Source organism: Flavobacterium sp. (assembly GCF_027531705.1).
Taxonomy (GTDB): domain Bacteria; phylum Bacteroidota; class Bacteroidia; order Flavobacteriales; family Flavobacteriaceae; genus Flavobacterium.
The window spans coordinates 51,383-69,208 of the sequence record NZ_JAPZSP010000007.1 but is presented as its reverse complement, the minus strand read 5'-3'; the positions used below and the strand labels follow the sequence as shown (position 1 = coordinate 69,208).

16 protein-coding genes are annotated in these 17,826 nt (G+C 32.4%); 7 read left to right on the top strand and 9 right to left on the bottom strand.

All coding sequences use genetic code 11. From position 1 onward, the window contains the following. Positions 1 to 55: 55 nt before the first annotated feature. The 5 genes from sufD to O9267_RS03110 all read right to left on the bottom strand — a co-directional run bounded on the left by sufD (position 56) and on the right by O9267_RS03110 (position 4,448). A complete protein-coding gene (gene sufD / locus O9267_RS03130) occupies positions 56 to 1,372 on the bottom strand; it encodes a Fe-S cluster assembly protein SufD (RefSeq protein ID WP_298175874.1) in 1,317 nt (438 codons plus the stop codon). Positions 1,373 to 1,437: 65 nt separating this feature from the next. Next, positions 1,438 to 2,187: a Fe-S cluster assembly ATPase SufC gene (gene sufC, locus O9267_RS03125; protein WP_298175872.1), complete on the bottom strand. Its 750-nt coding sequence runs from the start codon at positions 2,185 to 2,187 to the stop codon at positions 1,438 to 1,440. A gap of 53 nt (positions 2,188 to 2,240) precedes the next feature. Then, the gene (locus tag O9267_RS03120) at positions 2,241 to 2,633 is read right to left on the bottom strand and encodes a four helix bundle protein (protein ID WP_298175870.1); all 393 of its coding nucleotides are present in this window, start codon (positions 2,631 to 2,633) and stop codon (positions 2,241 to 2,243) included. A gap of 30 nt (positions 2,634 to 2,663) precedes the next feature. Then, the gene (sufB, locus tag O9267_RS03115; RefSeq protein ID WP_298175868.1) at positions 2,664 to 4,112 is read right to left on the bottom strand and encodes a Fe-S cluster assembly protein SufB; all 1,449 of its coding nucleotides are present in this window, start codon (positions 4,110 to 4,112) and stop codon (positions 2,664 to 2,666) included. A gap of 6 nt (positions 4,113 to 4,118) precedes the next feature. Beyond that, on the bottom strand, positions 4,119 to 4,448 hold the full coding sequence (locus O9267_RS03110; protein WP_298175867.1) for an iron-sulfur cluster assembly accessory protein: 330 nt from the start codon (positions 4,446 to 4,448) through the stop codon (positions 4,119 to 4,121). Between the two features lie 168 nt (positions 4,449 to 4,616). Between O9267_RS03110 and O9267_RS03105 the strand changes: the two genes are divergently transcribed. The 3 genes from O9267_RS03105 to O9267_RS03095 all read left to right on the top strand — a co-directional run bounded on the left by O9267_RS03105 (position 4,617) and on the right by O9267_RS03095 (position 9,107). Then, a complete protein-coding gene (locus O9267_RS03105; RefSeq protein WP_298175865.1) occupies positions 4,617 to 5,471 on the top strand; it encodes an MBL fold metallo-hydrolase in 855 nt (284 codons plus the stop codon). Between the two features lie 76 nt (positions 5,472 to 5,547). Beyond that, complete coding sequence (locus O9267_RS03100) at positions 5,548 to 7,143, top strand: S8 family peptidase (protein WP_298175863.1); 1,596 nt, start codon at positions 5,548 to 5,550, stop codon at positions 7,141 to 7,143. A 77-nt stretch (positions 7,144 to 7,220) separates the two neighbouring features. Next, positions 7,221 to 9,107 (top strand): M1 family metallopeptidase, encoded by a 1,887-nt coding sequence (locus O9267_RS03095; protein ID WP_298175861.1) that lies wholly within the window; start codon positions 7,221 to 7,223, stop codon positions 9,105 to 9,107. Position 9,108: 1 nt separating this feature from the next. On the opposite strand, the gene O9267_RS03090 is transcribed toward O9267_RS03095, so the two are convergent. Further along, positions 9,109 to 9,705: a peroxiredoxin gene (locus O9267_RS03090; RefSeq protein ID WP_298175859.1), complete on the bottom strand. Its 597-nt coding sequence runs from the start codon at positions 9,703 to 9,705 to the stop codon at positions 9,109 to 9,111. Between the two features lie 94 nt (positions 9,706 to 9,799). Between O9267_RS03090 and rnpA the strand changes: the two genes are divergently transcribed. From rnpA to O9267_RS03070, 4 genes are all read left to right on the top strand, one after another. Beyond that, positions 9,800 to 10,180 carry a ribonuclease P protein component gene (rnpA, locus tag O9267_RS03085; RefSeq protein WP_298175857.1) on the top strand — a complete coding sequence of 127 codons (381 nt, stop codon included), beginning with the start codon at positions 9,800 to 9,802 and terminating at the stop codon, positions 10,178 to 10,180. Positions 10,181 to 10,245: 65 nt separating this feature from the next. Next, positions 10,246 to 11,115: a DUF4349 domain-containing protein gene (locus O9267_RS03080; RefSeq protein ID WP_298175855.1), complete on the top strand. Its 870-nt coding sequence runs from the start codon at positions 10,246 to 10,248 to the stop codon at positions 11,113 to 11,115. 2 nt (positions 11,116 to 11,117) lie between these two features. After that, entirely contained in the window at positions 11,118 to 12,755 is a 1,638-nt protein-coding gene (locus tag O9267_RS03075) for a S41 family peptidase (protein WP_298175854.1), read from the top strand. Further along, entirely contained in the window at positions 12,752 to 13,570 is an 819-nt protein-coding gene (locus O9267_RS03070) for an OmpA family protein (RefSeq protein ID WP_298175852.1), read from the top strand. Before O9267_RS03075 ends, O9267_RS03070 begins: the two co-directional genes overlap by 4 nt. On the opposite strand, the gene O9267_RS03065 is transcribed toward O9267_RS03070, so the two are convergent. Genes O9267_RS03065 through O9267_RS03055 form a run of 3 tightly spaced genes read right to left on the bottom strand, consistent with a single transcriptional unit; the run spans position 13,567 to position 17,687 of the window. After that, positions 13,567 to 14,016 carry a GNAT family N-acetyltransferase gene (locus O9267_RS03065; RefSeq protein ID WP_298175850.1) on the bottom strand — a complete coding sequence of 150 codons (450 nt, stop codon included), beginning with the start codon at positions 14,014 to 14,016 and terminating at the stop codon, positions 13,567 to 13,569. The genes O9267_RS03070 and O9267_RS03065 overlap by 4 nt on opposite strands. A gap of 4 nt (positions 14,017 to 14,020) precedes the next feature. After that, a complete protein-coding gene (locus tag O9267_RS03060) occupies positions 14,021 to 15,022 on the bottom strand; it encodes a DUF4837 family protein (RefSeq protein ID WP_298175848.1) in 1,002 nt (333 codons plus the stop codon). A gap of 49 nt (positions 15,023 to 15,071) precedes the next feature. After that, positions 15,072 to 17,687 (bottom strand): LysM peptidoglycan-binding domain-containing protein, encoded by a 2,616-nt coding sequence (locus O9267_RS03055; RefSeq protein WP_298175845.1) that lies wholly within the window; start codon positions 17,685 to 17,687, stop codon positions 15,072 to 15,074. Between the last annotated feature and the right edge of the window lie 139 nt (positions 17,688 to 17,826).

Genomic DNA, 17,826 nt, shown 5'->3' with positions numbered 1-17,826 from the left:
CAAAATTTAAAACTTTGCGCTCTTTGTGAATTCTTGGTGTCTTCGTAGTTAAACCCTACAAATCAAACCCTAAATTAACACCCAATTTATTGGCAATAATCTTAGTAATTCGTTGTTTTAATTCAGGTATTTTTATGCTTTCAATTACAGTATTTGAAAACGCATACATCAATAGTGCTTTAGCTTCTTTCTTTGGAATTCCGCGGCTTTGCATATAAAACATCGCGGTTTCGTCTAATTGACCAATCGTGCAACCGTGCGAACATTTTACATCATCAGCGAAAATTTCTAATTGTGGTTTGGCGTTGATTGTAGCTTTATCACCAATTAAAATGTTGTTGTTTTGCTGGAAAGCATCCGTTTTTTGAGCTTCTTTTTCTACGTAAATTTTTCCGTTGAAAACTCCTGTTGAACTGTCTGCTAAAATTGTTTTGTAGTTTTGATGACTTTCACAGTTTGGCGTTGCGTGATTTACAAGTGTGTAATGATCAACATGTTGCTTGTCACCAATAATCGTAATTCCTTTTAAAGTCGAGTCGATTCTTTCACCAAAATGATAGAAATTCAAGTTGTTTCTGGTGATGTTTCCTCCAAAAGAAAACGTGTGAACCGAAACTCTACTTTCTTGTTTTTGAGAAATATAGGTATTATCTATTAGGTTTGCCGTTAGTAAATCGTTTTGAATTTTGTAATAATCTACTATGGCGCGTTTTTGAGCAAAAATCTCAGTAACCGCATTTGTCAACACGGGATTTTCGTTCAACGATTGATGTCTTTCAATGATTTGAACGTGTGCATTTTCACCAACAATTACCAAATTTCGAGGTTGCACCATCAAAGCATTTTCAACTCCAGTCGAGAAATAAATGATTTCAATTGGTTTTTCAACCACTTTACTTTTCGGAATGTTGATGTACGCACCTTCATTTGCGAAAGCAGTATTCAACGTAGTTAAAGTCTCGTCTTTGCTCGCAATTTTGTTGAAATACTCGTCAATAACCATTTTGTATTTTGGTTTGGTCAATGCCGATGACATTAAACAAACATCCAATCCATCATGTGTAGTTGATGATAAAAACGAAGAGAATTTTCCGTCCACAAAAATCACTTTGTAGGTGTCAATTTCATGAAGGAAATACTTCTTAACCTCAGCAAATTCAATAGCATTTTCGTGTTTTGGAAAAACGGTGAAGTCATTTTTTAAGATGGCGTTCAACGAAGTATATTTCCATGCTTCCTCTTTTTTGGTAGGGAAACCTTTATTTTCAAAGTTTTTAATAGCCGAAGTACGCACATCATGCAACTGCGAAGTCACATCGATTTGTTCTTCAAAGGCCATGAAAGACGATACTAATTTTTCTTTTAAATCCATTTTTTCAGTATTCAGTCGCAGTATTCAGTCGCAGTTTCTGTTAACTGTGACTGAGACTGTAAACTCTAATTCAATTCACTTTTTATCCAATCGTATCCTTTTTCTTCTAATTCGTAAGCCAATTCTTTTCCGCCTGATTTTACGATTTTTCCGTCCATTAATACGTGAACAAAGTCAGGAATAATATAATCTAACAAACGTTGGTAATGCGTGATTACTAACACTGCGTTGTTTTCATTTTTCAATTTGTTAACACCATTGGCAACAATTCGAAGTGCGTCAATATCAAGACCTGAATCGGTTTCGTCAAGAATAGCGATTTTTGGTTCTAACATCGCCATTTGGAAGATTTCGTTACGTTTCTTCTCACCGCCCGAAAAACCTTCGTTTAAAGAACGAGATAAGAACTTTCTATCCATTTCCAATAATTCAGATTTCTCACGAATTAATTTCAGCATTTCGTTGGCTGGCATTTCTTCTTGTCCGTTAGCTTTTCTCTTTTCGTTAATAGCCGTTTTAATAAAATTCGTAACAGAAACTCCTGGAATTTCTACTGGATATTGAAACGACAAGAAAACACCTTTGTGTGCTCTTTCTTCAGGTGCTAATTCTGAAATATCTTGACCTTCTAAAAGGATTTCACCTTCAGAAACTTCATAATTTTCATTTCCTGCAATGATGGAAGAAAGTGTTGATTTTCCAGCACCATTTGGTCCCATAATCGCGTGAACTTCTCCTGCTTTTATCTCAAGATTAATTCCTTTTAATATTTCTTTGTCTTCAACTGAAGCGTGTAAATTGCTAATTTTTAACATTATAATTTGAGATTTGAGATTTGAGATTTGAGATTCTCATCACTCTTGTTAGATTATTTATTAAATTTATTTCCTTTATACTCTGATTTTTTTAAGTAATTCATAAATCCTGATATTGACTTACTTAAATTTATACTGATTTCTTTAAGTTCGTTTAATTCAACTTCTGAAATATATTTTCTATCAAAAGCTCTATACAATTGTGAACGTGACTCTCCACAAGAACCTTTCGAAATAGTCAAAAAATGAACAAACTCTTTATTTCCTTCTCTTTCAAAACCTTCAGCTATATTATCCATTACAGATCCTGAAGAATCGTGAATTTGATTGATAAGTTTGAAATCATTTTTAAATTTCTCATTTGTGGCTAGATTAAAGATTTTGTCGGCATAAACTCTTGATTGCTGCCAAATCTCTAAATCTTCAAATTTTGTAATAGTAGCCATAATTTCAAATATCAAATTTCGAATATCAAATTATCCAACTGATCCTTCCAACGAAATTTCTAATAATTTTTGTGCCTCAACTGCAAATTCCATTGGTAATTTATTTAAAACTTCTTTACTGAAACCGTTTACGATTAACGCAATAGCTTTTTCGGTTGGAATTCCTCTTTGATTGCAGTAGAATACTTGATCTTCGCCAATTTTAGAAGTCGTTGCTTCATGTTCGATTTTTGCACTTGAATTTTTACTTTCGATATATGGAAAAGTATGCGCACCACAATTATTTCCCATCAAAAGGGAATCACATTGTGAGAAGTTTCTAGCATTGTCTGCGTTAGCGCTAATTCTGACTAATCCTCTATAACTATTTTGTGATTTTCCTGCAGAAATTCCTTTAGAAATAATAGTTGATTTAGTGTTTTTTCCTAAATGAACCATTTTAGTTCCGGTATCGGCTTGTTGGAAATTATTGGTAACCGCAATTGAATAAAACTCACCAATTGAATTGTCTCCTTTTAAAACCACTGATGGATATTTCCATGTTACTGCCGAACCAGTTTCTACTTGTGTCCATGAGATTTTTGCGTTTTTTTCGCAAATTCCTCTTTTGGTAACGAAGTTAAAAACACCGCCTTTTCCTTCTTTATTTCCTGGATACCAGTTTTGAACCGTAGAATATTTTATTTCAGCATCGTCCAATGCGATTAATTCAACAACTGCTGCGTGCAATTGATTTTCGTCACGACTTGGCGCTGTACAACCTTCTAAGTAAGAAACATAACTGCCTTCGTCAGCAATAAGAAGTGTTCTTTCAAATTGACCTGTTCCTGCTTGATTGATTCTGAAATAAGTTGATAATTCCATCGGACAACGAACGCCTTTTGGAATATAACAGAAACTTCCGTCAGAGAAAACCGCTGAGTTTAAAGCAGCATAAAAATTATCTCTTTGTGGTACAACCGTTCCTAAATACTTCTGAACCAATTCTGGATATTCGCGAATGGCTTCCGAAATACTCATGAAAATAATGCCTTTTTCAGCCAAAGTTTTCTTGAAAGTGGTTGCTACTGAAACAGAATCTACAACAATATCCATTGCAACATTGTTCAGTTTCTTTTGTTCGTCGATAGATATTCCTAACTTTTTGTACATTTCTAAAAGATCAGGATCTACATCGTCTAGCGTTTTATTTGGATCAGCTTTTTTGGGTGCTGAATAGTAGGAAATAGCTTGAAAATCTGGTTTTTCATAATGCACATTTGCCCATTCTGGCTCTACCATTTCCTGCCATGCACGAAAAGCTTCAATACGCCAATCGGTCATCCATTGAGGCTCTTCTTTCTTTTTAGAAATAGCACGTACAATGTCTTCATTTAAACCAATAGGAAACGTTTCCGAATCCAAATCGGTGTAGAATCCATATTCGTATTCTTTATTTTCTAATTCGACTTTTAAGTCGTCTTCTGTATATTTTGCCATATTTTTTTATAACGAAAATGATTCTCCGCAACCACAAGTTCTACTAGCATTAGGATTATTAAATACAAATCCTTTTCCGTTCAATCCGCCCGAAAATTCTAAAATCGTTCCTGCTAAATACAAGAATGATTTTTTTTCAACGGCAATTTTTATATGATTATCTTCAAAAACCTTGTCGTTTTCGCCCAACTCTTTATCGAACTTTAATTCATACGACAAACCGGAACAACCACCACTTTTTACGCCTACTCTAACATAATCTTTAGCAGCATCAAAACCGTCTTCTTGCATCATTGCAACGATTTTTTTACTTGCATCATCTGAAACTTTAATCATAGCTTATTTTGATTTTGTCTAAATAAAGCACAAAGTTACTACAATTATACATTTTTTCAACAAATACTAACATTTTTATAACGAATGGCTATATAGAAAAAATTGATTTTAACGTTATTCAAACCAACCTATTTAGTAAATTGCAACGTTTTTTAAATAAAAATTATCATGAAACTATACCCTATTGAAGCTGGAAATTTTAAACTTGATGGTGGTGCCATGTTTGGTGTTGTACCGAAAACAATTTGGAATAAAACCAATCCCGCAGACGAAAATAATCTTATTGACATTGCAGCTCGTTGTCTTTTAATTGAAGAAGGAAATCGCTTAATCCTTATTGATACTGGAATGGGCGACAAGCAATCTGAGAAATTTTTTAGTTATTATTCGCTTTGGGGAAACCACTCACTGGATAAATCATTAGCAAAATATGGTTTTCATAGAGATGATGTGACTGATGTTTTTATGACTCATTTGCATTTTGATCATTGTGGAGGAAGTGTAAATTGGAATAAAGACAAAACAGGTTATGAAGTTGCTTTCAAAAACGCCAAATTTTGGACCAATGAAAACCATTGGGAATGGGCAACAAAACCAAATCAACGAGAAAAAGCATCATTTCTTTCAGAAAATATTTTACCAATGCAAGAAAGTGGGCAATTAAATTTCATTAAAAGACCTGATTCAGATTTTGGAATTTGTGATTTGGGATTTGATATTTTTTATGTTGATGGACACACCGAAAAAATGATGTTGCCACACATTCTATTTCAAGATAAAACAATTGTTTTTTGCGCCGATTTGATTCCAACAGCAGGACATTTGCCTTTGCCTTACGTTATGGGTTATGACACACGACCACTTTTAACAATGCCTGAAAAGTCTAAATTCTTAAATGCCGCAGCCGATAATAATTATTATTTAGTTTTAGAACATGATGCACATAATGAAATCATTACAGTAGAAAAAACCGAAAAAGGTGTTCGACTAAAAGAAGTGTTTAAATGTGAAGATATTTTTTAAATTCAAATAAAAATACAACATTTGTAACATATTTTATAAAAAAAGACAAACTCTTATAAATTAACAATCTAAAAAAATGAAATTAATAAATCCTATTTATGTTTCTGCTTTTGCAGCCTTATTGCTTTCAAGTTGTTCACCAGCTTTGGCGCCAATGGTTGGAACAAACCCAGCTAACATCGACAAAACCCCATTAAAAACAACTCCTGTTAAAGAAGAAGATTTAAAACGTTGGAGTCATTTAGACTTAATAAAAGATACCATTCCCGGAATGAGTGTTGACAAAGCTTACAAAGAACTTTTAAAAGGGAAAAAAGCAACTAAAGTTGTCGTAGGTGTTATAGATTCTGGTGTTGATATTGATCATGAAGATTTAAAAGGAAGAATCTGGAAAAACCCAAAAGAAATTGCTGGAAATAAAAAAGATGATGATAACAACGGCTATGTTGATGATATCAATGGATGGAATTTCTTGGGAGAATCTAATGATGAAAATTTAGAACTAACAAGAATTGTTAAAAAAGGTCCAAACACACCTGGTTATGCTGAAGCAAAAGCTGAATTAGATGCCAAATTAGCTTCTATGAATCAGCAAAAACCTCAAGTTGACATGATTGCTAAGGCTGATAAAGACATTAGAACTTATCTTAAAAAAGACAAATACACAATTGCCGACTTAAAAGCAATTACAACAACCGATGCAGATTTGTTAAAAAGCAAAGCTATAATGACAAGTGTTGCAACTCAAGCTGGAGAAGGTTTTCAAGATGAAATCAAAGAATATATTGATTATGTTTATGAGCAATTAAACTTCAATTTGAATGTAAACCATGATGGAAGAAAATTGGTTGGTGATAATCCTAATGATATCAATGACAAAAAATATGGTAATGGAAATGTAAAAGGTCCAGATGTAGAAGATGCTCTTCACGGAACTCACGTTGCTGGAATCATTGCTCAACTAAAAGGAAACGGTAAAGGTGGCGATGGTGTTGTTGCTAACAATGTTGAGATTATGGCTGTTCGTGCCGTTCCAAATGGTGATGAATATGATAAAGATATTGCGTTGGCTATTCGTTATGCCGTAGATAATGGCGCTAAGGTTATCAATGGAAGTTTTGGAAAAGATTATTCTCCTCAAAAAGAATGGGTTTGGGATGCAATAAAATATGCTGCGAGCAAAGATGTTCTTATCGTTCATGCTGCGGGAAATGATGCTAAAAATATTGATACTGAACCAAATTTCCCATCAGACGAAGTAAATGGCAAAGAAATTGCAGATAATTTCCTTTCTATTGGTGCTTTAAATAAAGAATATGGCGCTAATATGGTAGCTTCTTTTTCTAATTTTGGAAAAGCTAACGTAGATATTTTTTCTCCAGGAAATGAAATCTACGCAACTATTCCAAACAACAAGTATAAATACTTACAAGGAACATCTATGGCATCGCCTAATGCTGCAGGTGTTGCTGCTTTAATTCGTTCTTACTACCCAAGCTTAACAGCTTCTCAAGTAAAACATATCATTATGGATTCTGGTTCACCAATTACTACATCTGTTGCTGTTGGCGAAACTAAAACAAATGTTCCGTTTTCAAATACTTGTGTTTCTGGTAAAATTGTTAATGCTTACAATGCTATATTAATGGCAGAGCAAATGGCAAAAAAATAATCTTAAAAATAACTTTTTGAGCCACGAGTTTCCGAATTTTAATTTTGTGAATTCGTGGCTTACTTTTTTATACAAAAATGAAAAAAAAGCTTTTATTCTCGATTGCACTTTTTAGTATAATAACAATTGGATTTTCACAAAAATCTTCCTACTGGCAACAGAAAGTTGACTATAAAATGGAAGTGTCGATGGATGTAAAAACCTATAAATACAAAGGAAAACAAGAACTTGTTTACACAAACAATTCAAGTGATACTTTACGTCGTGTCTTCTACCATTTGTTTAACAATGCCTTTCAACCTGGAAGCGAAATGGATATGCGATTACAGTCGATAAAAGATCCTGATGGAAGAATGGTTAACAAAATAAAAGTTGATGATAAAGAAGTAAAAGAAAGTAGAATTTCAAAATTAAATTCAAATGAAATTGGCTATTTGCATGTAACTAATTTTAAACAAGATGGTGTAAATGCAGTTGCAAAAGAAGTTGAAACGATTCTAGAAGTTACACTTGCAAAACCTCTTCTTCCTGGAAAATCAACCAAATTCACTTTAGATTTTGATGGTCAAGTTCCGGTTCAAATTCGTCGTTCTGGTAGAAATAACAGAGAAGGAGTTGAACTTTCTATGGCACAATGGTATCCTAAAATGGCCGAATTTGACTTTGAAGGTTGGCATGCTGACCCTTATATTTCAAGAGAATTTCATGGTGTTTGGGGCAATTTTGATGTAAAAATTACCATTGATAAAAATTACATTCTTGGTGGAACTGGTTATCTTCAAAACGCGAATAAAATTGGTTTTGGGTATGAAAAAAAAGGTTCGAAAGTTAAAAAAGATACAAATTCAGAAACCTTAACATGGCATTTCAAAGCTACTAAAGTCCATGATTTTACTTGGGCAGCCGATAAAAATTATATTCATGATAAGCAAGTAACCGCTGACGGAATTACCATTCACTTTTTGTACAAAAACAATCCTGATATTATTGAAAACTGGAAAAAAGCACAACCAGAAACGGTTAGACTAATGGAGTTTTACAATAAAACCATTGGTAAGTATCCATATAAAGATTATTCAGTAATTCAAGGTGGCGATGGTGGAATGGAATATGCAATGTGTACCTTAATTCTGGGTGAAGGAAAATTAGACGGATTAATTGGCGTAATTGCTCACGAAATGGCACATGCATGGTTTCAAGGTGTTTTGGCAAGCAACGAAAGCAAACATTCATGGATGGACGAAGGTTTTACCACTTTCTTAGAAGATTTAGGAATTTATGAACTAAACGATAAAAAAGGAGAAAATCCAATTTTTGGTGCCTATAAAAGTTATGCCAAACTTGTAGAATCGGGAAAAGAACAACCTTTATCTACACATAGCGACAGATATGATGAAAACCGAAGTTATAGCGTTGCATCTTACAGCAAAGGAGAGCTTTTTTTAACGCAATTAGAATATCTTGTTGGAAAAGAGAATTTGATAAAAACTTTAAAGCGTTTCTTTAACGAATTCAAATTCAAGCATCCAACACCAAACGATATTAAACGAACAGCTGAGCGCGTTTCGGGAGCAAATCTTGATTGGTATTTGGTTGATTGGACACAAACAACTAACACCATAGATTATGGCATCAAAAATATTGAAAGTGCAACAGATGGCGTTCAGAAAACAGGCGTTTCGTTAGAAAGAATCGGAAGAATGCCAATGCCAATAGATATTTTGGTAGAATATACCGATGGCACAAAAGAAACCTTCTACATTCCGCTGAGAATGATGAGTTATGAAAAAGAAAATCCAACACCGGAAATCAAAAGAACAACGCTAAAAAATTGGGCTTGGGGAAATCCAAATTACTTTTTTGAAATCAATAAAAACAAAAATAACATTAAAAAAATAACAATTGATCCCATAGGATTAATGGCAGATATAAAAAGAGAAAATAACGTTTTTGAAAATAAATAATTTACTTTATAATTTGGTCTAAAGGTAAATGATCACCGATATCTGTTCCATAATATGCGGTTGTGATTATTCCGTTTTCATCTATCAAAAAATCGGCAGGAATTCTGGTTAGATTACCATCTTTTTTTAGTTTTTTGCCTTTAAATAGTTCTTTTCCTTTGCTTTTGTTATTTGCTACTTTTTTGTCAAAAACAGAACCAATTGTGCGCCAAAAAGATTTTTCAACGCGATATTTTTTATACAAAACCAATTCAGAATCTCCAATAATTGGAAACGGAACATTTTCATCTTTCAAAAATTCATTAAGTGTTTCATTTGTCGATTCATATACAGCAATTATTTCATAACCATTTGCTTTTATTTGGTCATGATTTTCTAAAATATCATGCATTCTAAAATTACAAACAGGACAACTTGCGTATCTAAAAAAAGCTAGAAACACTTTTTTGCCTTTGTATTTTTCTAAATCAATTTTGGTTCCGCTAACATCGATAGCCGTAAAAGTAGGTGCCTTATCATTGATTTTTATTCTTTGTGCTGTTGCAAATTGAACTGAAAAAGCTACTGCAATAGTAATTATTTTTATAAAATGTTTCATTGTCAGAAAATTAGAATGACATCAAAAATAGATGGTTTAAAACCAATTGAAATTACATTTAACTTTATCTTTGCAAATAATAATCTAATCGCAAATGAACTTTACCTATCCAAAAACTGAAAAACTGAAAAGTCAAAAAACCATTGACTTGCTTTTTTCTGATGGAAAATCGGTATCTAAATATCCGCTGCGATTGGTTTATGTAAAGAATCCTTTAGAAGAAAAAGAAAAACTGAAATTTGGCGTTTCGGTTTCCAAAAAATATTTCAAAAATGCGGTTGACCGAAATTATTTCAAGCGTGTTTTGCGCGAATGTTATCGATTAAACAAGCATTTGCTTCTTGAAAATATAAACGAAAACTACGCCATCATGTTTTTTTACCAAACCAAGGACCGTCTTTCTTACCAAGAAATTAATGAAAAAACGGTTCAACTTTTCAATAAATTTATAATTGCTACAAAAGGCGAATTGTAAATAATTGATTCCTAAAATAATAATTCAAATCGATTTACCGTTGTATAAGTCTAAACAGAATTGTTATGAAAAATTTAGTTGTCCTTTTTAGTCTTGTTTTCTTTTTTGGATGTAAAGAAAATACTGAAACGACCACATCAGAAGAAATGATGATTAGCCTTCCAAAAAGAGAATCAAAAGCAAACTATGATGCCGTATATGAGAGTGCGGCCGAAACGGTCGATTCTGCAGTTGCAGTAGTTGAAGCTGCTGTTGTGGAAGAATCTCCAAACGAAGAAATTGAACAAAAAATCATCAAATCTGGAGATTTGCGTTTTGAAACAAGCAACATTGAAGCAACGCATAAAACCATTCAGGAATTAGTCAAAAAACACAAAGCTACAGTTCAAAATGACTCTGAAGGAAAGGACGATTATACCATTTATCGAAATTTAACTTTACGAATTCCCAACGAAAATTTTGATGCCTTTATAACCGATGTTTCTACTGGCGTAGATTATTTTGATAGAAAATCAGTTTCTATTGATGATGTAACCGAAGAATATATTGATGTTGCTTCGAGAATTAAAACCAAAAAAGCATTAGAAGAACGCTATTTGCAATTATTGAAAAAAGCCAATAAAGTTTCTGAAATGCTCGAGATAGAAAGAGAATTAGCCACCATTAGAGAAGAAATTGAAGCCAAAGAAGGTCGATTGAAATACATTCAAAACAAAGTTTCGATGAGTACCATCAACTTAGAATTCTATAAAACACTCGAACATAAAGCTGGCGCAACAGTTTCTTTTGGCACAAAGTTTGTCAATGCAATAAAATCGGGCTTTAACGGAATTTCAAGTTTCTTCATTTGGTTAATAGAAGTTTGGCCATTTATTGTTATTTTAGTCGCCATAATTTATTTTGTCAAAAGACGATTTAAAAGAAAAAGTAAATAAGTATGCGTAAGTATTTCAAAAAAAGATATGTTTTACCAGCAATAGCTGCAGGATTTTTATTTGTTGGAGTAAGTTTTAGAGATAATTTCTTTGAAGTTGCCAAGCAAATAGAGATATTCACAATGGTTTTTAAAGAATTAGACAAAAACTATGTCGATGAAATAAATCCGGGTGAATTGATGGATAAAGCTATCAAGAGTATGCTTGCCGATTTGGATCCTTACACCAACTTTTTCAACGAAGCTGATGTTGTAAAATTCAAGATAAACAATACTGGCGAATATACCGGAATTGGCGCGATGATTACTCGAGTTGAAACCAAACTTATTGTAAAAGAAGCCTACAAAGATATGCCTGCTGACAAGGCCGGACTAAAAGCTGGAGATGAAATCATTCAAATTGGTGATGTGATGATTAGCGACTTTAAAGACGATGCTTCACAACTATTGAAAGGTGCAAAAAACACCAAAATAGAAGTTAAATACATAAGACAAGGTAAAGAATATACAACCCAAATCACAAGAGATGAAGTTGATATAAACGCCGTTCCTTTTTTCGGGAAAGTTGATGATAAAACAGGTTATATTGTCCTAACAGCTTTTAACAAAAAAACAACTAGCGAAACCAAAGCAGCTCTTGAAAAACTAAAAGCTGATGGTGCCGAAAAAATCATTTTGGATTTAAGAGGAAATCCAGGTGGATTGTTGACAGAAGCTATCAATATTTGCAATCTATTTGTGCCAAAAAACGAAGTTATTGTTACCACAAAATCGAAAAGTGAAAAACATACAAACACATACAAAACAATAAAAGAACCTTATGATTTAACTATTCCGTTGGTAATTTTAATCAATGGTAGAAGTGCTTCGGCTTCTGAAATTGTTTCGGGTGCTTTGCAAGATTTAGATAGAGCCGTTGTTATTGGAAGTCGTAGTTTTGGTAAAGGTTTGGTTCAGCGTCCAATTGATTTGACTTATGGAACACAAGTAAAAGTTACTATTTCGAGATATTACACGCCATCTGGAAGATGTATTCAAGCGTTAGATTATTCACACAAAGATGCCGAAGGAAAAGCAACTAAAACTGATGCTTCTAAATACAACGCATTCAAAACCAGAAAAGGAAGAACGGTTTACGATGGTGGCGGTGTACAACCTGATATTGAATTGGAAGAAACTAAAACCAGCACAATTGTAGAAGCTTTGAACAAAAAAGATGCAATTTTCAATTATGTAACGACTTACTATTATAAAAATCCAACTTTAGGCAACAAAATTCCATCCATTACAGATGCTGATTTTGCCGATTTTAAAGCATTTTTGAAAAAAGAAAAAATTTCATTTGATACGGAAACCGAACTTGCATTGAAAAAAACATTAGCAACAGCTAAAAAAGAAAAAATTGATACTTCAATTACAGTTGAATACGAACAATTATTAGCAGCTGTTCAAAAAAGCGAAGAAAATCAACTAAATGCAAATCAGAAAGAAATAAAAAAATTAATTTTGGAGGAAATTATTAAACGTTATCAGTATAAAGAAGGTTTATATCAATACTACACCCAAAATAATTCAGAGATTAAAAAAGCCTTAGAAATTATAAACAATCCTTCTGAGTATGCTAAAATATTAAAGTTATGATAACTAAATTTTTAAAGATACTATCGCTATTATTTGGAGGATTTCTTTTTGCTCAGGAAGAAGTTGTGCAATCGGTCTATTTTGAATTTGATAAATACAATCTTGATGATGCGCAAGCCAAAACAGTAGTAGATTTTATAAAAAAAACCGATTCAACCAGAATTGAAGATATTCAAATATATGGTTACACTGATGATATTGGAAAAGATGCCTACAATTACAAACTTTCATCCAATAGAGCCAATACGATTCAGCGTAAGCTACTTGAAAACGGTATAACTAACAAAATTATTGTCACAATTGAAGGAAAAGGCAGAATTCTTATTGATGATGATATTGTTGAAAATCTTCCCGAAAAACGCTCAAAAAACCGTCGTGTTGATGTTGTTTTGAACTTAAAACCATTACCAAAAATTGAAATTCCTGGTTTTTTCAAAACGATACAAAAAAAACATATTGTTGGCGACCATATTTATTTAGAAAATTTGCTTTTTGATCGTGGCAGTAGTAAATTGACTTTTAAAGCAAAAAGCGAATTAGATAAAATTGCAAAATTGTTATTAAAATACAAAACATTACAATTTGAAATTCAAGGACATGTTTGTTGTGTTCCGCCTAACCAAAAAGAAGCTATTGATAGAGATACTAAGAAAAGACAGCTTTCTATAAATCGTTCAGAAGCCGTTTATAAATACTTAGCTTTTAAGAAAATTGACAAAAAAAGAATGACTTTCAAAGGTTATGGAAACTCTGTTCCGCTTGGCAAAGGTCCAGAATATGATAGACGTGTTGAGCTGGTGATTACGAAGATTTAGATTTCTTTCCGCATCTCAATATGCTCAATATCATCTTCTAAATACACATCGCTGGTTTTTACAAATCCCATACTTTCGTAGAACCTTTGCAAATATAATTGTGCCGAAATTGTTATTTTGGTTTCGTTATAATGTGTTTCAATTGCATTGATAGCTTGTTGCATTAAGTCAAAACCCCATTTTTTGTCTCGGTAATTTTGAGAAACGATAACTCTTCCTATTGAGGCATTTTCGAAATAATCATTAGGTTTAAAAAGTCTTGCATACGCAACAGTTTTTCCATCATATTCGCCAAACAAATGAAGTGCTTTTACATCTTTTCCATCAATGTCTTGGTAAACGCAATTTTGTTCGACTACAAACACTTCTGAGCGCAATTGTAACACAGAATATAGTTCGGCAACAGAAAGTGCTTCAAACGGCTTTATTTTCCATTTTGGATTCATTTTTTTATTTCTTTTTTGAAATTGTTTTGGAAGATTTTACAAACTTAATTGTTTTGATAATTGCTTCAAGTTCAAACATCAAATCTCTTTTTTCTTTTGACGGTGCATAACAAAATCCTTCAACGACTAAAATTCGTTTGTTGGGTTTGTCAACAATGCAATAATTGATAAATGGTCCCGACATAAAATCGTTTTCCATTTCCCATGTGCCTCTTGTTTCATAAGCATAACGCTTGTCTAAAACGGTATAAGAAAGATACGGTGCGTAAGCGGCTTCGGTAATCATTTTGGTTCTTCGAGAAGTTCCGTGAATATATAGTTTTCCTATTGAATCTCTAATTTTTATAATATCATCAATCACATTGGGTTTTGTTTCTATAACTGATAATGGTAATTGGTAAATTAATATGCTTGTGTTTCCACTTGTAATTTCTTTTTTTAACCAAACAAATTTATCTTTTTTAGAAGCGTATTTGAATTCTCTTGGGATTTTAAGATTGATTTTAAATTGCTTTTCAAGTTTGGTAAAATCAAACAATAAAGTATCGATATGTCGTTGATTTTCTTGAATTTCTAATTTTCTGATTTTTGAAATAATTTCAGGTGCATTTTTCTCAATTAAATCCAATATTGTCGTTGCGTTTTTACCTGAAATATAATAGACATTTTGAGGTTTCGCAAATTCGTTTTCTTTGATGGAAAATTCATTCTTTGCTTCTTTTTTAATCACAATAATATTGCGACAATTATTCATAAATCCTTCGAGAAGTTTTAAAGGATATTGATTGATGTTGAACAAAGGTTCTTCTTGTGGTAAACCAATAACTGGTGAAGCAAACTTGTTTCTAATGCTATCGCCAATTTCGCCATCCCATAATTTATCATCAATAATTACAGAAATAGTGTTTATTTTTCCCGAAGTTGGAGCAAGTTCATCTGTTTTATTTCTGTTGCACGATGGCAAAAAGACTAAAAATAGAAGCACAAAAAAAAGGGCTTTTTTCATTTTTTCTTTGTTAATGAATAAAGCCCTAAATTTAGTTACTATTTTTAAATTATCCGTTAATTTTCAATTTCATTCCCGGTTTTAATTCGTTTCCGCGAATTCCATTCCATTTTTTTAAATCTGAAACAGTAATTCCTGGATATTTTTTGGCAATACTAAAAAGAGAATCGCCTCTTCTTACTTGATAAACTTGTTCTTTTTGAGCAGTTGCTTTATTGTTTTTGGTTTGTTTCTCGGCAACAACGTTTTTCTGATTTTTATCTAAAATTAATTTTTTACCAACAACCAATTTTTCGCCAGCAACAACTGTATTATCATTTATGTTGTTCCATTCTTTCAAATCAGAGATTGCAACACCATGTTTTTTGGCAATACTTCCTAAAAAGTCACCTCTTTGCACTGTGTATTCAACATTTCTAACTTCGCTTTTAGTTGTTGTTTCTTCAGCAGAATCTTCATTGTTGTGAGCAATATCAGCAACTTTTAGTTTAGCTTCTAATTGAACGTTATTGTCGTCCAAATGATTCCATTCTCTTAACTCTTCAACCGTTACATTGTTTCTTTTAGCAATTGTAGATAAATTATCTCCTTTTTGAACTGTGTAATAATTACTAGCTTTTTCTAGCTCGTCGATTCTATCAGATTTGATTGGTTTTTTAACTGTTGTAACTACTTTTTCATTGGTAATTATTTTCAATTCTTTTCCAACAACTACATTATTGCTTCTTAGTTTGTTCCATTTTTTCAAATCGGCAACAGAAACATTATATTTTTCTGAAATTTCACCTAGGTTATCACCTTTTCTAACTTTGTAATTTTTAGTTACATCTTTAAAAGTAACCACTTTTTCATACTTAAAAGCTTTTGCTGCTTTAACAGGTTTTTCAACTACATTTTCAGCAATTGCAGATGAAGTTGTATCAGTTGTAGTATTCTCTTTTTTAGGTGTAGATTTTTCAACAACGGCAACTTCTTGTTCAACATTAGAATCGTTAATAGGTTTTTTAACTCTTGTTGCAACTCTTTCGTTCACAACAACTTTAAGTGTTTTACCAGCAACAGCAGTATTACTTCTTAACTTATTCCATTTTTTTAACTCAGCAACCGTAACGTTATAATTGTCAGCAATTTTACCAAGGTTTTCACCTCTTTTGATTTTGTGGGTTTTAGTAACATCTTTGTTTACATATACTTTTTCCCATTTAAAATTAGCTGGTTCTCTTGAACTTTCAACTTCTTCTTTTTTAGGATGTTGAATCTCAGCAACTGCTTCTATTGCAACAACGTCAGTATTTTTAGGTTCTGTCGCTTTTTTTGTTCTTACAGCTACACGGTCATAAGAAACAATTTTAAGACTTCTTCCTCTTGAAACAGTATTGCTTCGCAAATGATTCCATTTCTTAATTTGAGACATTGAAACATCATATCGATTTGCAATTTCACTCAAACTTTCGCCTCGCCTAACCTTGTGGTACTTAGTTTTTTGAACATTTTTATAGCTCATTTCAGATTCTATGTCAGAATCTGCAATAGCCGTTTGAACTTTGGTAAAAGGTTTCTCTCTTTTACTTAGTTCATGTTGAACGTAGGCATAAATTTTATCTTCATTAGCCGTGAAAACAGCAATTTTATCAATTGGTAATCTTAAATAATGAGCTTTATCTTTGTAATTAGGAACAACTTTTAACTTGTAAGAAGGATTAAATAATTGCAATTGAGCTTCAGAAACGTCTAATAAATCAGAAATTTGTTTGAAAGACAATTGTTGTTTTATTTGAATAGTATCAGTTTCAAAATGTTTTACATCAGCTCTTCTTGGTACAATTCCGTGCTCTTTATGATATTCATAAATGTACATAGTTGCTAAAAAAGCCGGAACATATCCTTGTGTTTCTTTAGGCAAATGCTTTTTGATATTCCAAAAGTTTTTTTGTCCGCCAGATCTTCTTATAGCTTTAGAAACATTTCCAGCACCCGAATTATAAGCGGCTAAAACCAAATCCCAATCGCCAAAAATCTTGTACATATTGGTCATGTATTGCGAAGCTGCAGCACTAGCTTTTAATGGATCACTTCTTTCGTCAACATAAGAATCAATGCTTAGTTTGTATTCTTTTCCTGTTTGATACATAAATTGCCAAAGACCTGTTGCACCAACTCTAGAAACTGCTTTGGGATTTAAGGCAGACTCAACAACCGCTAAATATTTGATTTCTAAAGGAATATTTTGCTTGGAAAAAGCATCTTCAAAAAGAGGAAAATAATATTCAGACAATCCCATCAATCGTTCAAATGATTTTCTTCTATTCTTTAAAAACGATTTAATTAAATTTTCTAATCCAGGATTGTATTCAATATTGAAAGGTGATTTGGCATCCATTTCGGCTAATCTTGCCTTTAATAAATCTGTAGGAAGTTCAAAATCAACATCTTGATTAAGGTCTATTGTTTCAATATCGTTGGTAATATCGGCGTACAAATCGTTGTTGTTCAACTCCTTAACCCACATACTATCTACTTTAGAAGCAATATCATACTTAACAAATGTCTTTTTGATAGAATCTAAATACGTGATTTTAGTTGGTTGAATGATTGAATCGTCCTGGGCAAAAACACTTCCGGTGAGAAGTATTAGAAGCGAGAATGTGATTTTTTTTAGTTTCATTTAGTATGTTTTTTGTTTCTGAAAAAGCCATAAAATGACTATTAAAAAACTTAATTTTTGTATATGCAACAATTTTGCGAAAGCCCTCTTTTTTCAAAAGTTTTCGCAAAATAGTAATTGTCAAATGTTTATATAATTT

Bases quoted from the DNA above. Each gene is read 5' to 3' on its own strand.
- O9267_RS03120 (WP_298175870.1), bottom strand. From the start codon at position 2,633: ATGGCTACTATTACAAAATTTGAAGATTTAGAGATTTGGCAGCAATCA.
- O9267_RS03065 (WP_298175850.1), bottom strand. From the start codon at position 14,016: ATGAATCCAAAATGGAAAATAAAGCCGTTTGAAGCACTTTCTGTTGCC.
- O9267_RS03095 (WP_298175861.1), top strand. From the start codon at position 7,221: ATGAAAAAAAAGCTTTTATTCTCGATTGCACTTTTTAGTATAATAACA.
- O9267_RS03105 (WP_298175865.1), top strand. From the start codon at position 4,617: ATGAAACTATACCCTATTGAAGCTGGAAATTTTAAACTTGATGGTGGT.
- O9267_RS03110 (WP_298175867.1), bottom strand. From the start codon at position 4,448: ATGATTAAAGTTTCAGATGATGCAAGTAAAAAAATCGTTGCAATGATG.
- sufB (WP_298175868.1), bottom strand. From the start codon at position 4,112: ATGGCAAAATATACAGAAGACGACTTAAAAGTCGAATTAGAAAATAAA.
- rnpA (WP_298175857.1), top strand. From the start codon at position 9,800: ATGAACTTTACCTATCCAAAAACTGAAAAACTGAAAAGTCAAAAAACC.
- O9267_RS03080 (WP_298175855.1), top strand. From the start codon at position 10,246: ATGAAAAATTTAGTTGTCCTTTTTAGTCTTGTTTTCTTTTTTGGATGT.
- O9267_RS03075 (WP_298175854.1), top strand. From the start codon at position 11,118: ATGCGTAAGTATTTCAAAAAAAGATATGTTTTACCAGCAATAGCTGCA.
- O9267_RS03055 (WP_298175845.1), bottom strand. From the start codon at position 17,687: ATGAAACTAAAAAAAATCACATTCTCGCTTCTAATACTTCTCACCGGA.
- O9267_RS03100 (WP_298175863.1), top strand. From the start codon at position 5,548: ATGAAATTAATAAATCCTATTTATGTTTCTGCTTTTGCAGCCTTATTG.
- sufC (WP_298175872.1), bottom strand. From the start codon at position 2,187: ATGTTAAAAATTAGCAATTTACACGCTTCAGTTGAAGACAAAGAAATA.
- O9267_RS03060 (WP_298175848.1), bottom strand. From the start codon at position 15,022: ATGAAAAAAGCCCTTTTTTTTGTGCTTCTATTTTTAGTCTTTTTGCCA.
- sufD (WP_298175874.1), bottom strand. From the start codon at position 1,372: ATGGATTTAAAAGAAAAATTAGTATCGTCTTTCATGGCCTTTGAAGAA.
- O9267_RS03090 (WP_298175859.1), bottom strand. From the start codon at position 9,705: ATGAAACATTTTATAAAAATAATTACTATTGCAGTAGCTTTTTCAGTT.
- O9267_RS03070 (WP_298175852.1), top strand. From the start codon at position 12,752: ATGATAACTAAATTTTTAAAGATACTATCGCTATTATTTGGAGGATTT.